Genomic DNA, 22,300 nt, shown 5'->3' on the forward strand with positions numbered 1-22,300 from the left:
TGATGCAGTATCTCTTTATTTACTTGTGTGGCAAAGGCAGGCTCTTGAATAAAACGATTAACAATGTGATCGCCCTCGGTCTTCGCATCATCGTGATCATAATAAAACCAGAGATGGTAGCCCTGGTAATAAGTAGCCACTCGTTGATACGCTCGTCCATTCGGTTTTGCAAACTCATTAGTAAAACATGACAACCAGATTTGCGAAAAAGCAAAATCAATATCTGGAATATCCTCAGCTAGCATCCAATTGATACTTTGCTTTTGTATTTTAGGAGAGCTCATGCTCCTAATCTTCGCACAATTCCCTGGTTCGCGTCTACTTCTACGAGATCGCCGCTTTGTAGACTACTGGTAGCAAATTTTGTACCAATAACGCAAGGAACTTTCAACTCCCGGGCTACGATTGAAGCGTGACTAGTCACTCCACCTTCATCAGTAACAATCGCCCCAGCTCGCTTCATGGCTGGTATATAACGCGGATCAGTCATTGAGGTTACTAAAATTTCGCCCTGGCGTAGTTTTGTAGCATCGGCGATTTTTTGAATTAAACGCACTTTGCCTTTTACCTTGCCAGGGAAAGCCACGTTGCCCTTGAGTAGCCCCTTCGTTGCTTTCGGTAATGACAAACCAAAGCGTTTCAATGCGCTAGCTGAATTTGAGTACGCATATACGTTTTTGCCTTGCTTCAACACAAAACGTTTTCTTCGATTACGTAGCCTTTTTATCGACGGGAGTTTTCCAGAATTTAAGTACTCAGTAAATTCACTAAGTAGCAAATACTCCAAAACCTCTATTGCGAGCTTTTCAGACTTTTCAATTTGACGCAGTAATCTTTTCTGCAAATCAATACCTACCCGGTAAAAGTCAGCTCCTTGTGCACGGCCTTGTAAGAAGAGTTTCAGGACTGCGGGAGTAACTTGATCTGAAACAAACTCTGGCACTTCGATACAAGCAACTAAGAACGGTAGAGCATCGTGAAAATATTCATGCAATTGAAGTATCGCCGCTTTCGGATCAGCGTGCTCCTGTTGTACAAATATATTATACGAGCGAAGTAAGGCATCGTGCTGCTTTTTTTGCTGCTTCAGTTTTGCCAGCGTACCATGTGTTTTTACCCAACCTTGCGCTGCGCCTTGTAAATCTTCATCCGCCATAAAGTGCCATAAAACACCATTCTCAACATACACATGGATTGGGCGAATCTGATGCGAAAAAAAATCTCGTGAAGCTTTATTAAGAAATGCTTCAATAACTACTGAGGTTGCTAATACAGTATAATCTCTTTGATGTGGGGTATAGTGAAGCTTCATAGCTTTTACTCTAGCACATAATTCAGCACTCTTATCAAGAAAGAGGCGGCAGTTCATATTGACTGCCGCCATGTAGACGCGAGCCCCACAGAGCTCTTTCCCTAGGTCTGTCTACCTGACCGAGTTCGCCCAAAGACGATCTCCTGCTGTTTACCTCTTTCGAGGTGGCTTGGACTTGCTCCGCATGAGGGGACAGCAGTTATTCCTCGCAACGGGGTCCCACACCCGAGACTTCCGGTTGGCCGTATCCGTTGCAGCTTCTTGAAGAACAATGCGGAGTCACCGCGAAGTCTCGATTAGGACAATGCCACCCGCTTCTTCATGAGAGAAACCTCCCTTCCATCAAAAAGCCATGGCATTAAAAATAATACCACGCTGTACTTATACTGGCGAGCAATTTTTTTACAACTTTCTGACTAAACCCTTGGTAGCATCCACTTCCACCTTGTCACCATCCTTCAAAATCTTATTCGCTACCTTCGTCCCTACTACGCAGGGCACACCAAGCTCGCGCGAGACAATAGCCGCATGTGAAGTCAAACCTCCGGCGTTGGTCACGATTGCAGCGGCTAGCTTCATTGCTGGTACCAGACTGGGATAGGTTGTCTCAGAAACCAAAATATCACCTTTTTTCATTTTTGGAATATCCGCCGGCACCTCAATAATTTTTACCGTACCAGAAGCAGCTCCCGGAGAAGCGCATGAACCCGTTAGCTCACTTGCCTCGGTGGTAATCAAGGTATCCTCTTTAGGAATTTCTTTCATGAACTTCTTTGCCTTCTGACCAGTCAAAACGATATATTGCTTCTTATCGCAATACGCCACTGTCTCCCGAGTTCGCGCCAGCAGCTCTTTCATAGTCGGGATCGACTTCCCTTGGAGCAAATCCTCAATCTCCCATGAGTTCAGGGCTCGCACAGTTTCCAAAGTCAGCTTATGTCGCTGAGCAATTTCACGGAAGAATGGTTCATAGCAGTACATACCATGATAGAGTGCGCCTTTTCGAAATTCCTTTATGTACACTATTTCTTGTCCCATGCGGATGAGCTGCCATATATTGCCTTGGAGGTGTAGAGATTTTTTTAATCGAGCCTGTTTTTGCTTCAGGAGCCTTTCCTTCACCTTCATATCAGCCAAAATCTGTTTGGGTGACTCACCGCTCTTTAGTAATTCCCTCCAACGAGTGAGGAAGTAGCGAAAGGAATAAGCTGGCCCCTTATACGCGTAGGGAATCCATCGCCATTTCTCATAGTGCGCTCGCAGTAAAGCAGCTACTTTTTGATCCACTTCTGCTAATCCCTTTTCGGCCTTTGCGATGGGCGAACGAAGTAGGTGATTTCGCACCTTAGCAGAGCGCCGAAGCTGATCAGTAATCTGCAAAAACTCTCTTTCCTCCTGCGCAGCAAAACTCAAGCGGGGTGGGCTAGTAAGTAAACTAAATATTTCCGGCAAGGTTGCTGAGTCACCATAACAATCAATTTGTTTCTTGAGCGCTGCTTCTATACCTGTTGACACGCGGGCCTGATCAGCATCAGCCAACCAAGTGACCGCCGCACCGACCCCGTGGGAAAGTACATGCCAGCGTAAGACCTTACGAAACTCTCGAAGTAACTGTACATCAGTCATCTCACGGATTGGCAGTGCATATAAATTCCGAGAAGCCTGCATGAAGTTGATTGACCAATCCTCAACCTGCTTCAAGGTCTTTAATCCCCATTGTGGCTTTTGCAACATCTTCTGCGATAAGCCATCGGCCTGGGTATCAAATTCAGATCGCCGAAACCACATCTGAGAAAAGTCACCTTTGTAGTAGGTAAAGTACTCACTCAGGTGTCCGCCGAGTCCCATTCGCTTCCATTCCAAAAGAAAAAAGCGAATCGGCGTCCCCATCATAAAAATAGTATTTTCAGTTATTTCAGCTGGGACAAACCACTTGTCACTTTGCTTTTTTATGGCCTTTTTACCCATATATATGCATTATACCATTGACAAAAAGCTCTACCTATGCTATCCTCTCGCGTAGTTTGCAGAGCAGTTGTTCTTTCGCAAACTCAAAAGAGTCGAACGCTTGGGCCCGTCAGGGTTAAGCGTGAGACTCAGAGGGACATCCTTTCGAAAGCCGAAGTGGACTGGTGAATACCAGAACACGTAGGCAGGAGAAAGAGATGGCCCGAGAAGATGAGGCGTTTGACTCGTTTACCGAATTGAGGACGCTTTCCGCCCACGGGCGGATAAGTGAACGAGAAGCCAAGTAGCGTAACCGGCATCAGTAGTGTTTTTGTAGAATTACCGGACAACGTACTTGCGACCCAAAAGGAATATGGGTCACCAAACGCCTCCCAACAGATGGGAGTTCTTTTCATCTAAGGGAGGAAAAAGAGATGGCGAATATCGTCGTCTTTGATCCGATCCGTGAACATTTCAGTGACTACATGATTGGGCTAGCCAGTCATCAGGTTATCGTGAGAAATACGGTCGAGGACGTCAATGGGACGCTCCGATCCTTCTCACCCGACCTGATCCTGGTAGCTGAATCAGAGCAGTCAGCTGCCGTGATCGCGGCCGTGCAACGGAGTGATCGACGCATACAAGCGCCAACACTCCTTATCCCTGCATCACTCGAAGGACCTGATGACCAGCGATGGCAACAGAGCCGTCAGCTCGGCGTCGCGGGATGGATCCCTCGACCTCAGCAACGAGGCTTCAAGTCACTCCTGGCTGAAGACTGGCGACGTAATATCGTCAGTCTCATGCTCTGGCTATGCAATCAGTTGCACCGAGAGCAACCACTGAGTGTGTGGTTCCGAGAACATCAAAGCGTCGTGGCTATGGTGGGCCAAGAAACCTATCATCGCCTCATCACCGGCTCATCCATCCAGTATGCACCCGAAGAATATCGTCGACTCCAGAGGACACTGGCAATCTGGGGAGTACGCTATCCGCTGGATCGCTATCTCCAGGCTGTCGCTCTTGCAGGACGCAAGGCAGAGGCACAGAGACTCTCAGATCGCGTGCTTACAAACATGGCGAGGCGCATGCTTTCGTCTGAAGCACAAGGCTGACTTCTACCATTCCTGCAAGGGAGGTTCTGAAATGTCGCACATCGTGATCCTCGACCAAGACCCGATCCGACAGCTGTGGTATCAATCCGCGCTGCCGGGTCACGTCATCTCCTTCGTGGAGACCGCCCTCGGAGCGATTCGATTGGTGCAGCAGGTTCCCACCGCTGCCATCATTGCCGAGTACTTCGATGGGTCTGGCACTCGGCTCCTGGAGGAGCTCGATCGCCTGGTCCGGAACTGTCGCTTCGCCGCCCCGCCAGTCTACCTGACCGGCACCATCACTATGCTGGACAACACGATGGAGAAGGCCGTGCAGCTCGCGCAGAATCGTGGAGCTCAGGACTTCATCCCGCATCCGATCAGTCGTGAGCGCTTCCGGGAACGGCTGGCCGACGTGCTCGAACAAGACAGAGGAGGTCGTGTCGTCGGACACATCACCTTTTGTGAGGCACCGCCGGTCACGACCTCGGAACTCGTCGACCTGACCTATGAAATCCCGGAGGCGCGCGACCTGATCAACGCAACGATCGGGATGCGCACCTTCTCCAGCATGCTGAATCGAGCTCTGGCTGTGGAAGGACACGGACCCGCCCAGATCGTCTGTGCGGAAATCGGTGTCTGGGCTACGGAAGGAATTCCCACGCTCACCGCTGCTGAGTTCTCGGCTGAGCTCGGCGATAAGGAGAGAACGGCCTGTCAGGATATTCTCTTCGAGATCGCCCACTCCCTGCTCTTTGACCGCGCTGCCTAGCGCAACCCGAGGCGTCTACTTTCCCCAAGTAGGCGCCTTTCTTCTTGACTTTTTTATCTAAGTGGATAAACATGCCCACGGACACTGTTCGACAAACCATAGGAGGCGCACATGCCGGAAATCGCACTGGAACAGAAGTTCATCGACATCGTAGCTGAGCAACTTGGCGTCGACAAGAGACGGGTCACCCCTAACCAGAGCGCCAAGGGCGACCTCGGTGCGGACTCGCTCGATCTCGTCGAGCTCATCATGGCCCTGGAAGAGGGTTACGAAATCAAGATCGACGACGGAGAGCCGGACAACCTGGAAAACCTGGGTGAACTCCAGGCGCTCATTCTGTCCAAGGTCGCCGCCAAGTAGTCCAAGACAACCCGTTCCTTCCCTAGCAACCAAAAAGCAGTTCCTGCACGGAGCTGCTTTTTCTCTTGACGATAATGTAAAAATTAGTTAGAGTCCTAACGTTTTACCGGGCCGCCATCGTCTAGTCTGGTCAGGACGCCAGGTTTTCATCCTGGTAACAGGGGTTCGAATCCCCTTGGCGGTACCAACGATTCCTAAACATGCAGCTTCTGAAGAAGCTGTTGTTTCGCAATTAATACCCTGGGTATGTACTAGCTTATATACTACCTCTTCAAGAGCAATAAGCGTACAACGAAAAAACTTAATGCGCCCACGAGAACAATGGTAGCCCCAGAAGGTAAATCCAGAACATAAGATAATATAAGGCCAACCACAACAATCAAAACACTCGCAACAATCGAAATCCATTGAAATGCAATAAAGGACTTAGCGAAACTTTTACTTATCGCACTCGGAATAACTAAAAGCGCGCTTACTAATACAATACCAACTACTTTAATACTCAATACAACAGTCAGGGCGGTTAATATATAAAGCAGAAGCTCAAAAAAATTACGATTCACTCCGGCTAATTGCGCCCCTTCAGCGTCCACCGTAATAAAGGTTAGCTGTTTCCGATATACAAAAAGTAAAGCACCAATGCAAGCACCTAAGATTAAAACAATACTAAGATCAATAGTACGAATAGCGAGAATATTGCCAAATAAAAAGCTGATTAGCTCCGGAACATAGCCTTGATGAAATTGAAGCAATATTATTCCTAGAGCCATGCCGACCACGAAAAGAATACCAATGGCCGTATCCCGAGAAATATTTGTCTTCTTCTCCATTAAGAACAAAATCACCGCCAAAACAATACTAAATACCAGCGCAACAGGGAGAGGCGCCCAACCAAGTAAGACGGCTACGGCAATAGCTGCTAAAGATGCGTGCGCAATTCCATCACCAATAAAACTTAAATGACGACTAATCACATACACGCCCATCCATCCCAATAGCGCAGCTGAGGTAACCCCAACCACAAGGGCGCGTTGCATAAATGGAAAAGTGAATATTTCAAACATATCTAGTTGGCGAACTTTGCGGCTTCATGAATAACGTGTTGACCATATAAACGTTGCAATACATCTGAAGAAAGAGCCTCACGAGGAGGTGCAAAACAAATCATTTTCCGATCGAGGCATAAAACTTTACTAGAGAAACGTAACACAAAATCGAGTTCGTGCGAGATAACAATAATTGTCGCCTTTCTTTCTTGATTAATCTTTTTCAGCATTAGAAAAAGAGCTTCTTGGCCTTGTACATCAATACTACTCGAAGGCTCATCAAGAATAAGAATATCTCGTTCATGAAGCAAAGCTCGAGCAATCAGAACTCGTTGCAGTTGACCGCCAGATAACTGGCCAAGAATTTTCTTCCGCTGCTCGTGCATACCTACCTCTTGCAAGATATCGTGTATCCGGACTGATTCTTGATGAGGTGGAACGTCGCACGGAACTAAGGCGAGAAATTCTTCCACAGTTATTGGTAAGCTCCGGTCAAGCGCAAAATATTGTGGCACAAAACCAATTCGTTTTACTGCCTGCTTTGGCGTCTTTCCTTCAATCCGAATCTTTCCTTGGGTCGCCTCATCAAGTCCAATAAGGATCCGAGCCAGAGTTGATTTCCCCGACCCGTTCGGCCCAATAATCGCGAGCATCTCACCTTTTTCAACCTCAAAGCTAACTTGATCTAAGGCGACAAAATCACCAAACTTCTTTTGTAGCGATTCAACTTGTAAGAGAGGATGCCCAGTCATACCGATCAGAAGTATAGCACGCAACTACTCGGACTGCAGCGTCTCAAGAATGCTTTGGATATTAAAGGTAATCAGATCGCTATAGCTTTGGCGCCCGGCAACACCGCCCAGTGGATCAAGTACTCCGACGTGAATCCCGGTATCATCAGCAAAAGATCGAATCCCTTCGGTATTCAATTGCGGTTCTAGAAAAACTGCGCCAACGCCCTCTTCCTCAATCTCGGACTGGAGGTCAGCCAAATACTGTGGGGTTGGCTCCTGACCAGGAAAAGGCTCAATACTCCCAGCGACTTGCAAACCAAAGTGATCTGCAAAATATCCAAAGGCGTCGTGCAGGGTGATAAAGGGAATATCCCGAACTACTGCTAACTGCTCTTGCCATAAGACATCTTGAGATACGAGAGATGATTGAAACAAGGCGGCCCGTGCTTGATAGTCTTCACTGTGTTCTGGATCGATTTCAGATAAATGCATAGCTACTGTTTGCGCAATCTGTGCAGCATTATTCGGATCAAGCCAATAGTGTGGATCAAACGCGCCGTGGTCGTGATCATGACCCTCTTCTTCATGCTCGTGCTCTTCATGGGCCTCATCTTCATGCTCGTGCTCTTCTGTTTCTTGTAATGTAATGCTTTCAGTTACTTCGACAACAGCAGCCTGTCCAGCAGCATCAGCAATGTCTTCAACCCATTCATCCAAACCCGCTCCAATAGCAAACACTATTTCTGTTTTTGCTAAACGTTCCATAACTGAAGGACTGGGCTCATAGGTATGGACGCTGGCGCCTGGTGAAACAATGCTAAACACGACAATGTCATCTCCCGCTACGCTCTGAACAATATCGTAAAGCGGGTAGATAGTTGCGCCAACTTGGAGACCGGTTTCTTCACTATCTGAATTTGTATTTGTATACCATGCTGCGGCCCCGATGCCGAGAATCGCAACACTAACAATCGTGATAAGAACTTTCATACGTTTCCTCATTAATTACTTACATTTTGCGCACAACCCAAAAAATTCTAAACTGTGTTGTTGAATATGAATACGATGTTTCTTTGCTAAGCGCTCTTCTTCTTTGTGCAGGTCTACTTTTGGCAGCACATCAATTACCTTACCGCACTGCGTGCAAATGAAATGATGATGATGTTCTTGCTTTAACTCATAGCGCTTTTGATCTTCGCCAAACTGCAACTCAAGCACCAAATCATTTTTCTTATACACCTCGAGCTCTCGATAAATGGTAGTTTTATTTACTGGCAAGTCCTTTTTTGCAAATACCTGAAGTAATTCAGGGACTGATAAAGGCTGCTTTGCCTGCTCTAAGACGGCATGGAGAGCATGACGCACCCGAGTACGCCGTAATCCCTGCTGGCTGAGTTTTTCACATATATCGCTACTCATACGAACATAATAACGCAACTGAGTTGCATGTGTCAAGTCCTCTCTATTCTCGGGAAAATGAAAGGCGCTCTAGACTAGCTAGAGCGACCTTTTTTGAGTAAGAGCTTGAGCAGCTCTCTACCGTCCTTGCCAGAAGCGATGATAGTGCACGAATGTCGATCCCGCGACACCACATAATAGCAAGCACCAGGATCGCGATCATGGGGTGGCTCACCGTCCAGCACAGCCTCCTCACCACCAAAAGCGTTTTGGAATTGTCTCCCCATCTGGGTAGTCGTGTGCGGATAGAGCCCTTCATTCTCACGAGCAAATGTACCTGCCCACGTGGCGACCATCTGCGCAGTCTGTATTGTTGCAGCCTCCTTCTTCCTCACGTCATTTGGGATATACGCTATGGCGCAAATGATCGCAAAAACTCCAACAAGACCGAGTACCAGCAAGGCTTCGCTAAGCACACTTGATTTCGGTTTTTGTTCCGGCATCCTGCCCTCCCCCGGCGCTACCTTCACAAGCGAATTCCAATGAACAACGATACTAAAAATATCGCGGGTACTATTCTGTGTCAATACAAAACGACTTCATTTTTCAGAAGCCGCTTTGTATTTTTTTACTAGACGAGTTCAGTTGCTTTTGGCTTTGGTTCTCGCTTGAATACTCGATAGAGTACTGGAATCACTATCAAGGTTCCAATAGTCGAGAAAATCAATCCGGAAATAATAGCCGTCCCTAAGCCTTGCCAGAAAGGATCAACCAAAGTTAATGGAATGATACCACCAATAGTCGTAATTGAGGTGGAGAAAATCGGCTTGAAACGACTATAGCCAGTGTGCACCAATACATCCACCCAAGTCGCTTCCGGCATAGCTTTCCGATGTCGATTCATAGCGTCGATAAATACAATTGCATCATTCACCACCACACCCACTAAAGCGATAACACCGAGTCCAGAAATCATATTCAAGCTACTTCCAACAATATGCAATCCAGGGAAAACACCAATCATGGCTAAAGGCACGGTGAAGAGAATAAGCAATGGCTGCATAAAGGAGTTAAACTGATTCACCAATACGAGATAGACAAAGATCATCGCTAGGATAAATACAATCTGAAGATTTGAGTAGTCTTCTTGGAAGGTAGCGAGAGCGCCACCATAGATAACCCCATCAGAAGCTAGACCTAGTTCATCAAGCTTTTCAGTTGAAAGGTAATCCTTTACAGCTTGATCAAGTTCAGCTTGTGCCGTGTCCGGAGCATCCTCAGTTAATTTTACGTTAATGGTTGCGACTCGCTCACCGTCTACTCGGGAGATCTGTACGGGTGCAGTAACCTCTTCAATGGTCGCCACATCTTGGAGTTGAACGATCCGTCCGCTCAGGGTAGGAAGAGCTAAGGCTTTCAAGTCATCAACTGAATCAGTGGAGGCATCAGAGAAGCGAAGATATAAATCATCAGACACGCCATCATTTCGAACCACAAAGCTTCCAATCTTCTGCTCAGTAAACACTGCGTTAATTGCGCCAGCTGCCACCAAAGGATTTACACCTTGGGCTTGCAGCCTATTTTCATCGAGCGCCACGCGGACTGATGGCTGCGATAACTCTTCAAGTCCATTTTCTACTTCGGCGACATGCTCTTGATCTTGAATAAACCCAACAAGATCATTCGCTGCGTTGGTTAGTACTCCTGAATCAGTACTTAATAATTCAACAACCAAATCAAAGGTTGGCTCTGGAGGTCCATACGAAGCGTCATTCGCTTCAATTTGAATTTCCGGATCGATTTCAGCTCGAACTGCATCCAATCGTTCGTTATAAACATCAACAATTTCGTGAATAGTCATCCCGTCAGTCCGATCAACCGGTTCGGTAAAGGTCATGTATAAGGTTGTGCCAAAACTGTAGAAGTTTTCGAAGTAGGGCAGCTCAATTGCAACATCTTGTGATCGAACAATCACGTCCTTTTGTTCTTCAAAAGGCGTTCCGGTTGGGAATTCAAACTCAGTCAAAATCACATTCCCGTCATTTGATGGGAATTGCTCAAACTTCAACATTGGTGCAAAAACACCAAAGCTAACAACGAGTAATACTGTGGTGACGCCAATCACTGCCCATCGCTTCCATGTGCTTGGTAACACCGCGCGCATAAAGTTCGCGTACTTGGCCCGAATCAAATCAAGGAAACGCTGGCCGTAAAATACAACCGCTGGGAACACTGTTGCCTTTTCCCACGACTTCAACTTTCGGCCCATTTTTTCTTCTTTGGTTTCCTTTTTCAAGAAAGCCCGGCCGAGTACTGGAGTGACTGAAATGGCCAGCAAGTAAGAAACGAGCAGAGTGATAATGATCGTGAACGGGATAAACTTCAGGAATGCACCAATAATTCCGCCAAGCATAGCAAAAGGAATAAACACAATAACTGTAGTGATTGTGGCTGCAGTGACTGCTGGACCAAATTTGTGGATAGCAGTGAGCGCAGCTTCCCCTTTACTCGCGCCGTGATCAATTTCGTGCACAATCCCTTCAGCAATCACAATCGCGTTATCAACCAAAATACCGAGAGTCAAAATCAACGCGAACAGCGTCAGAATATTGAAGCTGAAGCCGATCATGTTCAAGATAAAGAAGGTGGTCAAGAAGGCCAGCGGAATAATTAAAGCGACGACAAAAGCAGTCCGGAGGTTGATAAAGAAAAGCAGCACTAAGAGAATAAGCACTAAACCAAGGTAGCCATTATTCACTAAGCTCGAAATCTGATCTTCAATAAATGGAGCAGTATCATAGAGCGTGACTACTTCAACACCTTCCGGCAAAACTTGATCATTCTTGATTTCCTGAATTGCTGCGGAGGTCGCATCTTTAATTCGAATAATATCGCCGTCAGCTTTTTTGTAGACTAATAAGTAGACCGACTCCCGGGAGTAGGCTTGGCCATCCTTTTTATATCCGCCAAAGTGAATTGATTCATTATCTTTTGGTTGGCGAGTAATTTCAGCAATATCACCAAGACTGACTCGGCCAAATGAAATTTTAGCCAAGGCATCTAAAGAAGTGACTGGTGCGACTACATTAATTGCTTGTCGTCGACCATCCTCAGTTTCAACTCGTCCACCAGGGAGCGAGGTAATAAATGCCTGGACAGTTTGTTGAATTTGATCTGCGCTTAATCCAGCAGCGGCTACTGCTGAACCGTCTAAGGTAATTTGAACTTGATATTCATTCTCCGGAACAACATCGATTCGATCAATTTCGCTACTGGCATTTTCTAAGCGAGGCTGTACTGTATCAACAAAAGCAAGCAAGTCGTTGGTTGATTCACCATTACTCCCAACAATACCATAGGCAATTGCCGGCCCAGTCACATCAAGCATCTCTGTATTTACTTCCACATTCTCCGGTAGGCTCAGGCTATTTAATTCTTCGTTGATTGTAGCTGCAGCTGCCTCGGTCTTTGGAACCGACTCCATCTCGATTGTCAGAAAGCCAAAGTTGTTTGAAGCATTCGATCGAATACTTCCGACGCCATCAACTTGTTCAACAACTTGTTCAATTGGGATAACTACTTCGCGCTCAACATCGGCCGAAGAAGCACCAGGATATACCGCTTGTACAAAAATATAATTCGTTGGGATTTGCGGGAAATCCTGACGTTGGTTATTGCTCAATCCCCAAAAACCACCTAAGAGGATGGCAATTAAAAGAAGGATGGTCACCCGATAGCGGGTCAGGAAGAAATTTGACCACCGAACAAGAAAAGATTGTTTATCCATTTTTTCTTAAAAACCTTTGTTTAAAATTGAAAATCCCTAAATAGGGCCGGCTACAGTATGCGCTAAGCCAGTATTTTTGTAAAGAAAAAGCCCGCCTCTGTATACCACAGGGCGGGCCATATATGACTTTCTTTGTACATCTCCCTCCACTTAGCTAGCGGACTGCTCAATTGGCAGACTGAGCAACAGTCTCCCCTCAGCAACCGTCACCCGCACTCCAGACTCCTCCAGGGTCCCCAGGGCGGCGTGCAACTCCCGCATATCAGCCAAGGACAAGGCTGCATCACCGTTGCTTACCCTGAGTCCTAGCGCCTCGACTTTTGCCACCGCATCAATTGCTTCGCGCAATTTCTCCGGCCCAGTCCCGTTTCCAAGAATGTGCGCGTGTATGCGGACAATTTCTACTGCGTTGGAGAATGTAGTAGCAGGCAAGGTAGGTTCGAGAACCTTCTTCAATGATGTGGCTACCTCATTCCCAGGCACTACCTCGGCAGCGGTCGAACTTGTTGCGTCGTCTTCCTCCACCTCAGGCGTATCCTTGTCATCACCCAGTGGAGGAACAGGATCGGTCGCTTCTCCCACTTCTGCTGTTGGAGAAACATCCGGCTGCACTACTCCTGACTCATCTCCCTTTTCAGGCGCCGACGAAGCTTCCTGGGGCGCCTCTCCTTGTTGCTCGAAGAAGCGTTCACCTTTCTCCGTCAGCTCAAAGTGCGGACCGCATGAGATGGTATCGTTCTCATCCACTGCGACCCAAGCGTGCTCAACTAGGCAGTCGAACACATGAGCTCCGGCCGGATCACCGAGATGGTCATTCAGCGCTCCGCGACCATCGTAAGGCTCAGTCTCCCGAACCTTCGCTAGATGCAGGAAGCACTCCAGATACTCGCCAGTCAACTCAGTCGCACTGATCTGACCTTCGATCTCAGGAGCAACTTCTCCACCAGGCGCGCCTTGATCTGGCTGAACGTCTCCTTGGTGATCTCGCAACCACCTGAGAGCTGCTTCAGCCTTCTCGGTGAGAAAAAAGCGAGGAGCCGATGAGTTTGGACTCCTGTCCTCGCGATCGTACCTGACGTAATGATGCAGCTGCGTCAACCACTGTTGCGGCCCAGTCCCTCCTCCTTGCTGTGCCGACTTAACTATCCCAATAGCACCATAGCGTTCTGACTCAGGAACAAGCGCCATAGCAACGAGACCGCGCAGTCGGTCGCCTACTAAGCCAGGATGACCAGGCACTTCCCTGTCGTAGTCGACCCTGCGTGGATCAAGTCCAGGCTCAGTTGCCGCTCCAGAAGCCTCCTTCTCTAAGTCCTTCAACCCAGCGCACTGCAGGCTGAGTAGAAGGTCGTTGATCTGTGCACACAGCTCGTCTTCCTTCACGCCAGACTCGATATCCAGCTCGATAGACCAAACCAGTGCATCACGGTACACCCGCAACACCCAAGTGTCACCTTGCCGGCGAGCCAACTGCGAAGCAATCTCCGGCGTGAACTTTTCATCACGCAGCGTATTGCCTGTACTCGCCTCCCGCACTTGAAACAGATTCCCTACACGAGTGCAGAGATCTGCCAGAGTCAGTGCAGGGACTCCATCATGCTCTTCTCTTTTTCCACCTGGCACCATCTCCTCCTCTCCGGGTGTGTAGACGAATTCCCTGACGCTCTTTTGCAACTGCCGTTGCAGATCAACAGGACGCGAGGGCCGAGCTGCCTTCACCTGCATCGTCATGACAAAGCCGACGCCTTCTCGGACTACCCGAACGCCATGCTTTGTTTGCTGGAAGGTAGCCGGACTAGCTACGGCTTTCAGACTAATCTCAGCAATTGGGTCGGCAGTAACCTTCTCTACCCCGGCCTGACGCTCCAACCACGCAGCGAAGGCGCGTGATTCGGCCTCCATCTGTTTGAGCGACGGCACCTCAGGCACCTCGACTGAAACGATGCCCTTCTTTGAGCGAGGCGGCCCTCCACGTGCGTGCTTCATCTTCGGACTCCTTTCCTCTTTGAGCGTTTGTGCAAAAGCTCTGATGGATTCGGAGCCCTGAAGCTCCTCGTAGTAACTCTGCCACATGAAACCATAGTCTCGTGCATACACCTCAAAATCGATCGCCCAACCAGCCACATGCAAAGTGACGCACATCCTTGGGTATTTGGTTTCTAGATACAAACCATTCACCCTATCGCTTTTGAATGCATGCCAATCCGTCGGTTGCACCCAGCCAACCCAAGGAAAAAGCCAGAGTAATTGATGCAATAACTCTGCATTTTCAATCATTTGAAGCGGGCATGACTCCGGAAATCGCATACCAGCCTCCTTGAATTGTAAAGGTGCCTAAAACCTGAGCTTACCCTAATAAGGAAAGTTCACTTCGTCAATATATTATACAGCAAGCGTCGTAATCGGGCGGCTTTGCGTCACATAAAATTTCTTCTTTTCCTTGGCCCACTCGACATCCACCGGGAAACCATAATGCCGCTCTATCAATACAATCAATTTCGCCAGGGAGATAATTTCTGCTTTTGTTAAGCACTGCTTCCCGCCCTTTGCTGCGCTGAGAGATTTCCAAGAATTTCCACCCTTACTTGAACGGGCCAGCATCTTTTCCTGCTCCACAACATTCACGTCCAACAGTTTGAAACCGCGCTTATCAACCACATAACTGTCCGGCGTAATCTGACCCGAAACAACTGCCTCGCCCAGTCCAAAGCCAGCTTCAATGATAAGCTGGTTCTTATCTTGCGTCACCGGATGTACGGAAAAAGCAGTGCCCGATACTTCGCTCTGTACCATCTTCTGCACGACAACTGCAACGGAAATCTTTTTCTTATGCAACTTTTGCTCGAATCGATAAAAAATTGCCCTTGGGGTAAAAAGAGAAGCCCAGCAACGCTGTACGTTTTTGAGAAGCTGCGCTTTCGTCGTATTTAAATAAGTATCAAGCTGCCCTGCCCAGGCAGCCGACGCGCTGTCCTCAGCCGTCGCACTTGAACGCACGGCCACATAGGACGCCTGAAGACGTGCATGTGCCGCGCTAATTTCCCTAGCAATATCTTTTGGCATCTTTGCCTTGAGGATCAAGCCTTGAATAATTTCACTCGCCAAATCAATAGTGTGCATTTCCCTCTTATCAACCTTAGCGAGTTGTGCTTGAATCTCCACCCCTAAATCTGTCTCAGCTAAAAAGCGCTCAAAAGCCTCAGCTGCAATAACAAAACCTGGCGGGACTGGAATTCCTGCCTGTGTCATCTCACCTAAACTAGCCCCTTTACCACCTGCTAAGCCCGCATCTTTTTTACCAATCTGCTTGAAAAAATGTATGCATTCCATAGAGAAAGTATAGCACAATGGAGTATGGGCGCTCTTTTTGGTAAACTACTAGCATATGATTATACGACGTGAAACCTTAGTCACCCTGGCAGTCTCTTTTGGTATTATTATCCTCCTAAGTATTGGTGTGTACTACATTGGCACCTCGATCACACCTCAGAGCAGCAACACGAATACGACAACGAATAGCAATCAGAATGTGGCTCCCGGACTGAAGCGTTTTGTGTCAGCTGAGGATTTCTCCCAATATCTGACAAGCGCAAGTCGACTCAATACCCAGTATGGACTCCGTGATTCAGTTCTCAATGTAGTTACTCCTACTGCTTTTGAGCTAGAGTCAAGCGGTACTAAGAGCACAGCTGATCGCGTCTCACAAACCAACGTGCAGGTAATGGGTATTGATGAGCCGGATATTGCCAAAACAGATGGGCAGCGTATCTACTACAGCCAAGATACCTACTACGGAGCATTGGAGTATCGAGGTATCAGCGATGAGTTATTAAAAACCTCACCTGCCTATACGCAGACTTCAAGCATTCTCAATGCCATACCAGCAAACGCACTCGCTGTCGCTGGCACATTACCCACTAGCGGACAGCTGCTCCTGACGGACAACGAAGTGCTTGTCCTGGGCTATGACGGCGTACATGCTTATCCGGCAAATACGAGCACGGTAAGTGAGGCGACTTGGGAGATGTCCTACGGAGATGCCACTTCATTAGTCACTGCGCGTTTACGAGAAGACACACTCTATCTTGTCACCAGCACCTCACTGAATACCACCCAGCCATGCCCGATCACGCCACTACGAATTGCTGAAGGAGATGTGAGCATTGCCTGTACTGATATCTTCCACCCAGTGAATCCAACGCCAATCGATGTTGTCTACACTGTCTTTGCCATCGACCCAAGCAGTGGTGAAATAAAACAGGAATTAACCCTCAGTGGCCTCTCAGGACAATCTGTTGTCTATGTTTCGCCCGAGACCCTCTACCTCACCTATACCTACACGAGTGATTGGGTCAATTCATTCCTAGATATTCTCATCACTGATACTGCTGATATTTTACCTAGTGAATTAATTGCAAAATTACAAAGACTCCGCACCTATGACTTGAGCGCTGAGGCACGCTTAACCGAGCTCGCCACCTTGCTTGGTGAATATGACGCAAGCATTTCAAATGAGGAGAAAGAAAACTTCCAAGAACAACTCACCACTGCAGTTGAACAAGGTGTGAAAGAGCGGCTGCGACAATGGGAACGAACTGGGATTATTGCGGTTGATCTTGATCGACTGCAAGTGGCAGCGACCGGTGAAGTGCCTGGTCATCCCCTGAATCAATTTTCACTTGATGCTTATGCCGAGACCCTCCGTATTGCTACCTCCAGCGATGCTCGTTTTGTTGCCTCTTTCTCCGCCACCAGTCAAACAAATAATGACCTCTATATTCTCGACAAAGACTTGAAGCCCTTAGGCTCTATTCTCAATCTCGGGGAAGCAGGGGAAACTATCTATGGAGTACGCTTTGTCGAAGATACGGGCTACCTTGTTACCTTCCGTCAAACCGATCCCTTCTACGTCTTAGACCTGAGTGATCCGAAGAAGCCTATAGCTAGCGGCGAGTTAAAAATTCCTGGGTACTCTTCTTACCTGCATCCTATTGCGACGGATCGCATCCTCGGAGTAGGGCAGGATAATTTTCGTGTGAAGGTTTCTCTCTTTGATGTGAGCGATAAAAATGCGCCAAAGGAACTATCCACGCTTACATTAGAAAATGAGTACTGGTCTGACGTGCTTAATACTCATCACGCTTTTCTCCAAGATGCTGATCACTCCATCGTCTTTATCCCAGGATCGCAGGGAGGACATGTTATCTCCTATACGAATGGAACTTTAAGCGAGGTGAAAAAGATTGAAGGCTTCGCTGTGCAGCGGGCACTCTACATTGATAATACGCTCTATGTCCTGGGCAGTAGTGAGGTGAGTGCAGTCGATGAAACGAGCTGGGAAACCATAAGCAGCGTAAGTCTCAACCAAAATAGGACAGGGGTTGAAGAGCCACAAAGCACGGAACCAAGCGTTCCGATAGAGGACCTGCCAACTACTGAAGCAAATACTGGCGAAGGCACTAGTGCTACAGGCGATTCGACGGAATAGTCTTTGCGCTCACTGAAGCCTTGTCCTCAGTGCAGCATTTTTTGCTGCAACCGTTTTGACAACAGCAGCAATCACACTTCCGCCGCCAAAACATAAGCAGAAGTATAAGCAGTAGCACCAGCAGGCCAAGCACTAGGATGCCAATGGCAATCCAGGAATAAAGCCAGAAGATTCCCGCAAACCAGAAACCACTCTCGGGTGCATATTTCACAACCTCAACACTGACGGAACTGCTCCGAATATTACCCGCATTGTCGATCGCTAATATGGTTATGGTGTGTGTTCCGTAGCTTAATTCCGGTAAGAGAAAAGGCTCCGTTGCTCCAGGTAGAGCAATAATGCGCTGCACATCATCAATCAATACTTCGTAGCGATCTATGCCTGACAGGGCGTCCTCAGTGCTGAAATCGATATTGGGTCGTAGATTGGTTGTTGGTTGATCACCCTCAACTCGGACTGAAAAAGGAAGTGGTGGGGTAGTATCAATCCGAACACGGAAATGGGTAGCCTCACTCCAGCCCGCTTCGTTTTTCGCTTTAATGTGGAAGTACCAAATACCATCTTCCTTGTCCTGATATTGGACGCTTAGCTCAGTGCCCTGCCCATCATCATTAGGAATCGTACCGGCACTTTGATCTAGGAGGTAACTAAAATCCTGCGCCTCACCATCAACACTCCAGGAAAGTAGTGGGTCAGCGTTGGCGTACCAAGAGTCCTGATTCGTGTGCGTATCAGACCAGACTGTTGGAGCAGGTAGTGGCTGCGGCTGAGGTGGTTCTTCTTCCGGTTGTTCTGGCTCAGTGCTTGGCCGTGATGGTGGAGGAGCACTAATAACAAGAATGGCCGTGCCAGTTGATCCGAGTGCATCTGTGCCATAACCGTCGTTAAGCAAAACCCGAGCTCCCTCCATACTAATAACTGCGGTTCCAGGCTGCTTGGCTTTAAACACTGCACGGAGAATAGTACCAGCCGGACCTGCATAGCCAGGCGTAGGTAAGCCCCCGGTGAAATCAATCGTTCCACTGCCATTGTCATACACCGGGCCAATTGGCCAAAGTGTAAATAAGGAACCTCGATCAACTGATTCGAGTGTAACGAGGTCTTTAGGGAAATCAATTCTGGCCTCCGCTGAGTTAACCGCCTCACCGCCCGAATTTACAACCAAAGTAACAGTCACTCGTTGTCCAACTGTTACATTTGAGCGAGCCGGGGAAAAGAATAAGGTTGCTTTAGCAAAAACAAAACTCGGCACCAAAAGTGCAAGTAATGTGAGTCCACTAATGCGAGCTAATCTCTTTTGCATGTTTTTGCTTTCTGCGTAAACGATAGTGCCATAACAACAGTATAGCAACCAAGAGCAAAAGTACCCAGAAGTACCATGGCAGGACTTGATACCAGGCCTGCGGTAATGCGGCGAGCTCAGCGGTCTGAATATTACCAGCTAAATCATAGGCCTCGACCCGCACGACATCACTACGCTCCTGATCAACCAGCAAATATGGACTCCGCACATTGATAGAACGCTGCCCGCCCTCTATCACGTCATAGCGATCTATACCTGAGGTCCGATCAATACTCTGGAATGAAATAACTGCTTTGCCAGAAAACTCATCTGCTTCCTTTGTGGAAATTATTTCAAAAGGTTCAGGTGGGGTAGCATCAATCTGCACCCGGTAACGAGCCACCTGACGCCAATCATCACCAGAAGTTCTTTCAAGGAGTGTAAAATAATAAATACCATCCTCTTGATTATCATACTCAACAAAACCACTCGCATCATCTGGTAATTCATCAGGCTGCTTTTCCGCATTTTGGGAAAAACTATAACTATATAACGCATTTGCTCGCGGCTCCCAAGTAAGCACCACATCACGTTCAGTGTACCAGGTATCTTGATCTGGATGCGTTGGCGAATAAACAGTCACTTGATAGGCTGGCGACTGAATAACATTGATATCGAGTGCCTGCGTTGTTAAAGGAAGACGACTTCCCTCACCATTATGCATATACACTGCTGCTAGCTCCTTCGGTACAGTAAATCTAGCCTCACCGACTTTTATTGCTCGCAAAGTCATCTGCAATACTGTGGCATGAAAAGCATAGGTGCCGCCTGGAATACCGCCAACAAAATGCACAGTGTGGGTTGCTGGCTGGTGAAGAGGAGGCTCAGGCCAAAGCTGTAAAAATGATTGCCCAATGCTAATATCCTCTAAGACAAAAAGATCCCCGGGATAATGCACATCCGCTTCGATCGCGTTCATGGGTAAATGGTCACTATCAACCACTACGCTTACCAAAACGGTATCGCCTAAGCTAATGTTCTCCTGTGGTGCTTGAAGAGAAACTTGAGCAGCCTGAACTGCCTGGGCAAAGAAAATGCCGATACCAAAAAGGCTAAAAAATAGAAGTGAACGCTTCATCATATTAGCCAGTCCAATGGAACATCATAATGCTAAAATCAACCACATCAACTAAGCCACTCTTATCAATATCAGCCCTAGTGTTGGCCGGGTGTGTATCAAGCCAGTAATAAAGCAAAATACTGAAGTCGACTAAATCAACTGAGCCGTCACAGTTTAAATCAGCAATGTTTGCGTAGCTGCAAGGATCTGGTTCAGTTGCCTCACTTACTACAAAGGTGAGTGTAGAGCTGTATTCAGAAATGCTGCTATCTGTTGCAACTGCACGAGCTCGAATACTATAGGTTCCAATACTGCTCAGCTCTTGCCCGCCCTGTAACGTATAAGACCATCGTCCGTCGGTATGAGCCGTTGCAGAAAAACTTTGATCACCATCTGGACCCGAGAGATAAAGTGTAAGCTGACTATTTGGCGCGGTATAACCTTGAATTTGGACACCTTCATCTAATCGAATACTGCTTGCACTGCCTTGTATGGTGGGGCCGAGAAAAATACCACTCGCGCTTACCGTGGTGCCCTCTGCTATAGTAACCGACAAGGATAAACTAGGACCAAGCACGCCGTCTATATCAGTTCCCTGAATAGTGAAAGTGTAGGTGCCGGCTAAAATTTCGCTCTGAGTAGCAAAAGCAGCTGTACTAGTTGCAGTCGTACTCAACCAGGTACTTCCATTTTTCAATATTTGAATACTTGCTGAGGGGTAGGCGAGGCCCTGAAACTGTACAATGGTTTTTGGTTCTTCAGGCGGAGGCGGCGCTTCAACCACCGCACTCACCGAGAGTGTGTGCTGATCTGTCACTGTAGCGGCAAAGGCGCTAAGCAAAAAAAGCGGCAGAATGCTTAGCATGCTGACGACGGCAACGATGCTCCGTGTCTTCACAGGTACTCCTATCTTACTTATTGCTGGTTGGCGCGAGTAAGGATCCAGTGGTTATAGCGCTTGATGCCAAAGATGACTGCAAGCACTACTACAACCAAGATGAGGAACATGAGCGTTAAGACGCGCCATGGCCACACCCAGAAGGTTAAGGTTGCGCTATCTTTTACCAAATCACCAGTACCAGCTGTCAGACTCACGCTGGCTTGATAGCGACCAAGCGCAAAGTTGTTCCATTCGTTACGGAATTCGGCCCAAAAGTTACCCCAGATATTACCTGGCGTTTCTTCTACTGTTGATTTTTCCCAGGTCGTTTCATAGCGACGGATCGAGTCTGGTAAGGTTGCTCCGCCATTCTGATTCATGACAAGCTCAGCGCTAGTGCTGCCAAATAGATTTTTCACTACAACGCTTCCGGTTGGACGAAGGTGAATATTTCCCTCGTTTTGGAAACGAGTTGCAAAAGTCGCTGGTAAACGATTTAGACTCGAACCTTCATCTACAGTAAATTCAACGATGCTGCCCTTTTCCTCTACGTCACCAAAAACACGGAGTAAGAAAAGCGAGCCAAGTTTGGTGCCAAGTGACACGCTGCCGGGCTCGGAATTTTCTGGTGGCTCAGTTGAGAAGAAGACAGTAGCATAATGACCACCTGGCTCGGCATCATTTGGTGGGGTGATGGTAATCGGTACCACGCGACGTTCGCCAGCTTCTAGGTGGACTGAACCATTTGGCAAAGAAAACCAAGAGGCAATATCAGGTACCTCACCGCTGAAATCATAGGTTGGAGTACCATCTTCACCAGAAGCAGTAAAGGTAGTTACCTCAGGGTAGAGGTCTACTGCGCTCTGTGTTTCATTAAATAGCTTAATTTGCGTATCAAACGGCACACCTGGATCAACCGAGGCCTCAAAAGAAGGAGGAATAAGGGTTAAGGCTTGCGCATTTGGAGTTTGCACAAAGGCAAAGCTAAAAGCAGCAACGAGCACAAATAGGCCCAGGATCGCTGTTTTTTGCAAAATGTTACTTTGTTTTCCCCCTTGATTCATCTTCAATAAAAATTCA

General features: G+C 47.7%; 18 protein-coding genes and 1 tRNA gene. 5 read left to right on the forward strand and 14 right to left on the reverse strand.

Features of this window, described 5'->3' with window-relative positions; genetic code table 11:
* Positions 1-280: 280 nt before the first annotated feature.
* Both H6760_04230 and H6760_04235 read right to left on the reverse strand, forming a co-directional pair.
* Positions 281-1,312, reverse strand: coding sequence for a hypothetical protein (locus H6760_04230; GenBank protein ID USN53344.1), 1,032 nt, complete (start codon positions 1,310-1,312; stop codon positions 281-283).
* A 402-nt stretch (positions 1,313-1,714) separates the two neighbouring features.
* On the reverse strand, positions 1,715-2,980 hold the full coding sequence (locus H6760_04235; GenBank protein USN54066.1) for a hypothetical protein: 1,266 nt from the start codon (positions 2,978-2,980) through the stop codon (positions 1,715-1,717).
* A 713-nt stretch (positions 2,981-3,693) separates the two neighbouring features.
* On the opposite strand from H6760_04235, the gene H6760_04240 reads away from it, so the two are divergent.
* The 4 genes from H6760_04240 to H6760_04255 all read left to right on the forward strand — a co-directional run bounded on the left by H6760_04240 (position 3,694) and on the right by H6760_04255 (position 5,672).
* Positions 3,694-4,374 (forward strand): hypothetical protein, encoded by a 681-nt coding sequence (locus H6760_04240; protein ID USN53345.1) that lies wholly within the window; start codon positions 3,694-3,696, stop codon positions 4,372-4,374.
* A 31-nt stretch (positions 4,375-4,405) separates the two neighbouring features.
* Positions 4,406-5,125: a hypothetical protein gene (locus H6760_04245; GenBank protein ID USN53346.1), complete on the forward strand. Its 720-nt coding sequence runs from the start codon at positions 4,406-4,408 to the stop codon at positions 5,123-5,125.
* 111 nt (positions 5,126-5,236) lie between these two features.
* Positions 5,237-5,485: an acyl carrier protein gene (gene acpP, locus H6760_04250; GenBank protein USN53347.1), complete on the forward strand. Its 249-nt coding sequence runs from the start codon at positions 5,237-5,239 to the stop codon at positions 5,483-5,485.
* A 110-nt stretch (positions 5,486-5,595) separates the two neighbouring features.
* Positions 5,596-5,672: transfer RNA gene (locus H6760_04255), tRNA-Glu, on the forward strand.
* A gap of 76 nt (positions 5,673-5,748) precedes the next feature.
* Here the strand turns inward: H6760_04255 and H6760_04260 are convergent.
* The 8 genes from H6760_04260 to H6760_04295 all read right to left on the reverse strand — a co-directional run bounded on the left by H6760_04260 (position 5,749) and on the right by H6760_04295 (position 15,780).
* On the reverse strand, positions 5,749-6,549 hold the full coding sequence (locus tag H6760_04260; protein USN53348.1) for a metal ABC transporter permease: 801 nt from the start codon (positions 6,547-6,549) through the stop codon (positions 5,749-5,751).
* 2 nt (positions 6,550-6,551) lie between these two features.
* Positions 6,552-7,283 (reverse strand): metal ABC transporter ATP-binding protein, encoded by a 732-nt coding sequence (locus H6760_04265; protein ID USN53349.1) that lies wholly within the window; start codon positions 7,281-7,283, stop codon positions 6,552-6,554.
* 24 nt (positions 7,284-7,307) lie between these two features.
* On the reverse strand, positions 7,308-8,255 hold the full coding sequence (locus H6760_04270; protein ID USN53350.1) for a zinc ABC transporter substrate-binding protein: 948 nt from the start codon (positions 8,253-8,255) through the stop codon (positions 7,308-7,310).
* 15 nt (positions 8,256-8,270) lie between these two features.
* Positions 8,271-8,720 carry a transcriptional repressor gene (locus H6760_04275; protein USN53351.1) on the reverse strand — a complete coding sequence of 150 codons (450 nt, stop codon included), beginning with the start codon at positions 8,718-8,720 and terminating at the stop codon, positions 8,271-8,273.
* A 38-nt stretch (positions 8,721-8,758) separates the two neighbouring features.
* Complete coding sequence (locus H6760_04280; GenBank protein ID USN53352.1) at positions 8,759-9,166, reverse strand: hypothetical protein; 408 nt, start codon at positions 9,164-9,166, stop codon at positions 8,759-8,761.
* 128 nt (positions 9,167-9,294) lie between these two features.
* Positions 9,295-12,450 (reverse strand): efflux RND transporter permease subunit, encoded by a 3,156-nt coding sequence (locus H6760_04285; GenBank protein ID USN53353.1) that lies wholly within the window; start codon positions 12,448-12,450, stop codon positions 9,295-9,297.
* A gap of 150 nt (positions 12,451-12,600) precedes the next feature.
* The gene (locus tag H6760_04290) at positions 12,601-14,757 is read right to left on the reverse strand and encodes a hypothetical protein (protein ID USN53354.1); all 2,157 of its coding nucleotides are present in this window, start codon (positions 14,755-14,757) and stop codon (positions 12,601-12,603) included.
* A gap of 75 nt (positions 14,758-14,832) precedes the next feature.
* Positions 14,833-15,780 (reverse strand): hypothetical protein, encoded by a 948-nt coding sequence (locus H6760_04295; GenBank protein USN53355.1) that lies wholly within the window; start codon positions 15,778-15,780, stop codon positions 14,833-14,835.
* A gap of 55 nt (positions 15,781-15,835) precedes the next feature.
* Between H6760_04295 and H6760_04300 the strand changes: the two genes are divergently transcribed.
* Positions 15,836-17,938 carry a beta-propeller domain-containing protein gene (locus H6760_04300; GenBank protein ID USN53356.1) on the forward strand — a complete coding sequence of 701 codons (2,103 nt, stop codon included), beginning with the start codon at positions 15,836-15,838 and terminating at the stop codon, positions 17,936-17,938.
* On the opposite strand, the gene H6760_04305 is transcribed toward H6760_04300, so the two are convergent.
* From H6760_04305 to H6760_04320, 4 genes are read right to left on the reverse strand one after another with little or no spacing between them, the layout of a single operon-like run.
* The gene (locus H6760_04305; GenBank protein ID USN53357.1) at positions 17,916-19,241 is read right to left on the reverse strand and encodes a hypothetical protein; all 1,326 of its coding nucleotides are present in this window, start codon (positions 19,239-19,241) and stop codon (positions 17,916-17,918) included. The genes H6760_04300 and H6760_04305 overlap by 23 nt on opposite strands.
* Complete coding sequence (locus H6760_04310) at positions 19,216-20,361, reverse strand: hypothetical protein (protein USN53358.1); 1,146 nt, start codon at positions 20,359-20,361, stop codon at positions 19,216-19,218. The genes H6760_04305 and H6760_04310 overlap by 26 nt, the downstream gene beginning before the upstream one ends.
* A 1-nt stretch (position 20,362) precedes the next feature.
* Positions 20,363-21,238: a hypothetical protein gene (locus H6760_04315; GenBank protein ID USN53359.1), complete on the reverse strand. Its 876-nt coding sequence runs from the start codon at positions 21,236-21,238 to the stop codon at positions 20,363-20,365.
* Positions 21,239-21,255: 17 nt separating this feature from the next.
* A complete protein-coding gene (locus H6760_04320) occupies positions 21,256-22,284 on the reverse strand; it encodes a hypothetical protein (protein ID USN53360.1) in 1,029 nt (342 codons plus the stop codon).
* Positions 22,285-22,300 lie beyond the last annotated feature (16 nt).

Source organism: Candidatus Nomurabacteria bacterium (assembly GCA_023898465.1).
In the GTDB taxonomy this organism is placed as follows: domain Bacteria; phylum Patescibacteriota; class Patescibacteriia; order HK-STAS-PATE-3; family HK-STAS-PATE-3; genus HK-STAS-PATE-3.

Excerpts from the sequence above, each read along its gene's own strand:
- H6760_04290 (USN53354.1), bottom strand. The coding sequence starts at position 14,757 with ATGCGATTTCCGGAGTCATGCCCGCTTCAAATGATTGAAAATGCAGAG.
- H6760_04285 (USN53353.1), bottom strand. The coding sequence starts at position 12,450 with ATGGATAAACAATCTTTTCTTGTTCGGTGGTCAAATTTCTTCCTGACC.
- H6760_04305 (USN53357.1), bottom strand. The coding sequence starts at position 19,241 with ATGCAAAAGAGATTAGCTCGCATTAGTGGACTCACATTACTTGCACTT.
- H6760_04295 (USN53355.1), bottom strand. The coding sequence starts at position 15,780 with ATGGAATGCATACATTTTTTCAAGCAGATTGGTAAAAAAGATGCGGGC.
- H6760_04310 (USN53358.1), bottom strand. The coding sequence starts at position 20,361 with ATGATGAAGCGTTCACTTCTATTTTTTAGCCTTTTTGGTATCGGCATT.
- H6760_04265 (USN53349.1), bottom strand. The coding sequence starts at position 7,283 with ATGACTGGGCATCCTCTCTTACAAGTTGAATCGCTACAAAAGAAGTTT.
- H6760_04240 (USN53345.1), top strand. The coding sequence starts at position 3,694 with ATGGCGAATATCGTCGTCTTTGATCCGATCCGTGAACATTTCAGTGAC.
- H6760_04320 (USN53360.1), bottom strand. The coding sequence starts at position 22,284 with ATGAATCAAGGGGGAAAACAAAGTAACATTTTGCAAAAAACAGCGATC.
- H6760_04260 (USN53348.1), bottom strand. The coding sequence starts at position 6,549 with ATGTTTGAAATATTCACTTTTCCATTTATGCAACGCGCCCTTGTGGTT.
- H6760_04245 (USN53346.1), top strand. The coding sequence starts at position 4,406 with ATGTCGCACATCGTGATCCTCGACCAAGACCCGATCCGACAGCTGTGG.
- acpP (USN53347.1), top strand. The coding sequence starts at position 5,237 with ATGCCGGAAATCGCACTGGAACAGAAGTTCATCGACATCGTAGCTGAG.
- H6760_04280 (USN53352.1), bottom strand. The coding sequence starts at position 9,166 with ATGCCGGAACAAAAACCGAAATCAAGTGTGCTTAGCGAAGCCTTGCTG.
- H6760_04230 (USN53344.1), bottom strand. The coding sequence starts at position 1,312 with ATGAAGCTTCACTATACCCCACATCAAAGAGATTATACTGTATTAGCA.
- H6760_04235 (USN54066.1), bottom strand. The coding sequence starts at position 2,980 with ATGCAGGCTTCTCGGAATTTATATGCACTGCCAATCCGTGAGATGACT.
- H6760_04270 (USN53350.1), bottom strand. The coding sequence starts at position 8,255 with ATGAAAGTTCTTATCACGATTGTTAGTGTTGCGATTCTCGGCATCGGG.
- H6760_04300 (USN53356.1), top strand. The coding sequence starts at position 15,836 with ATGATTATACGACGTGAAACCTTAGTCACCCTGGCAGTCTCTTTTGGT.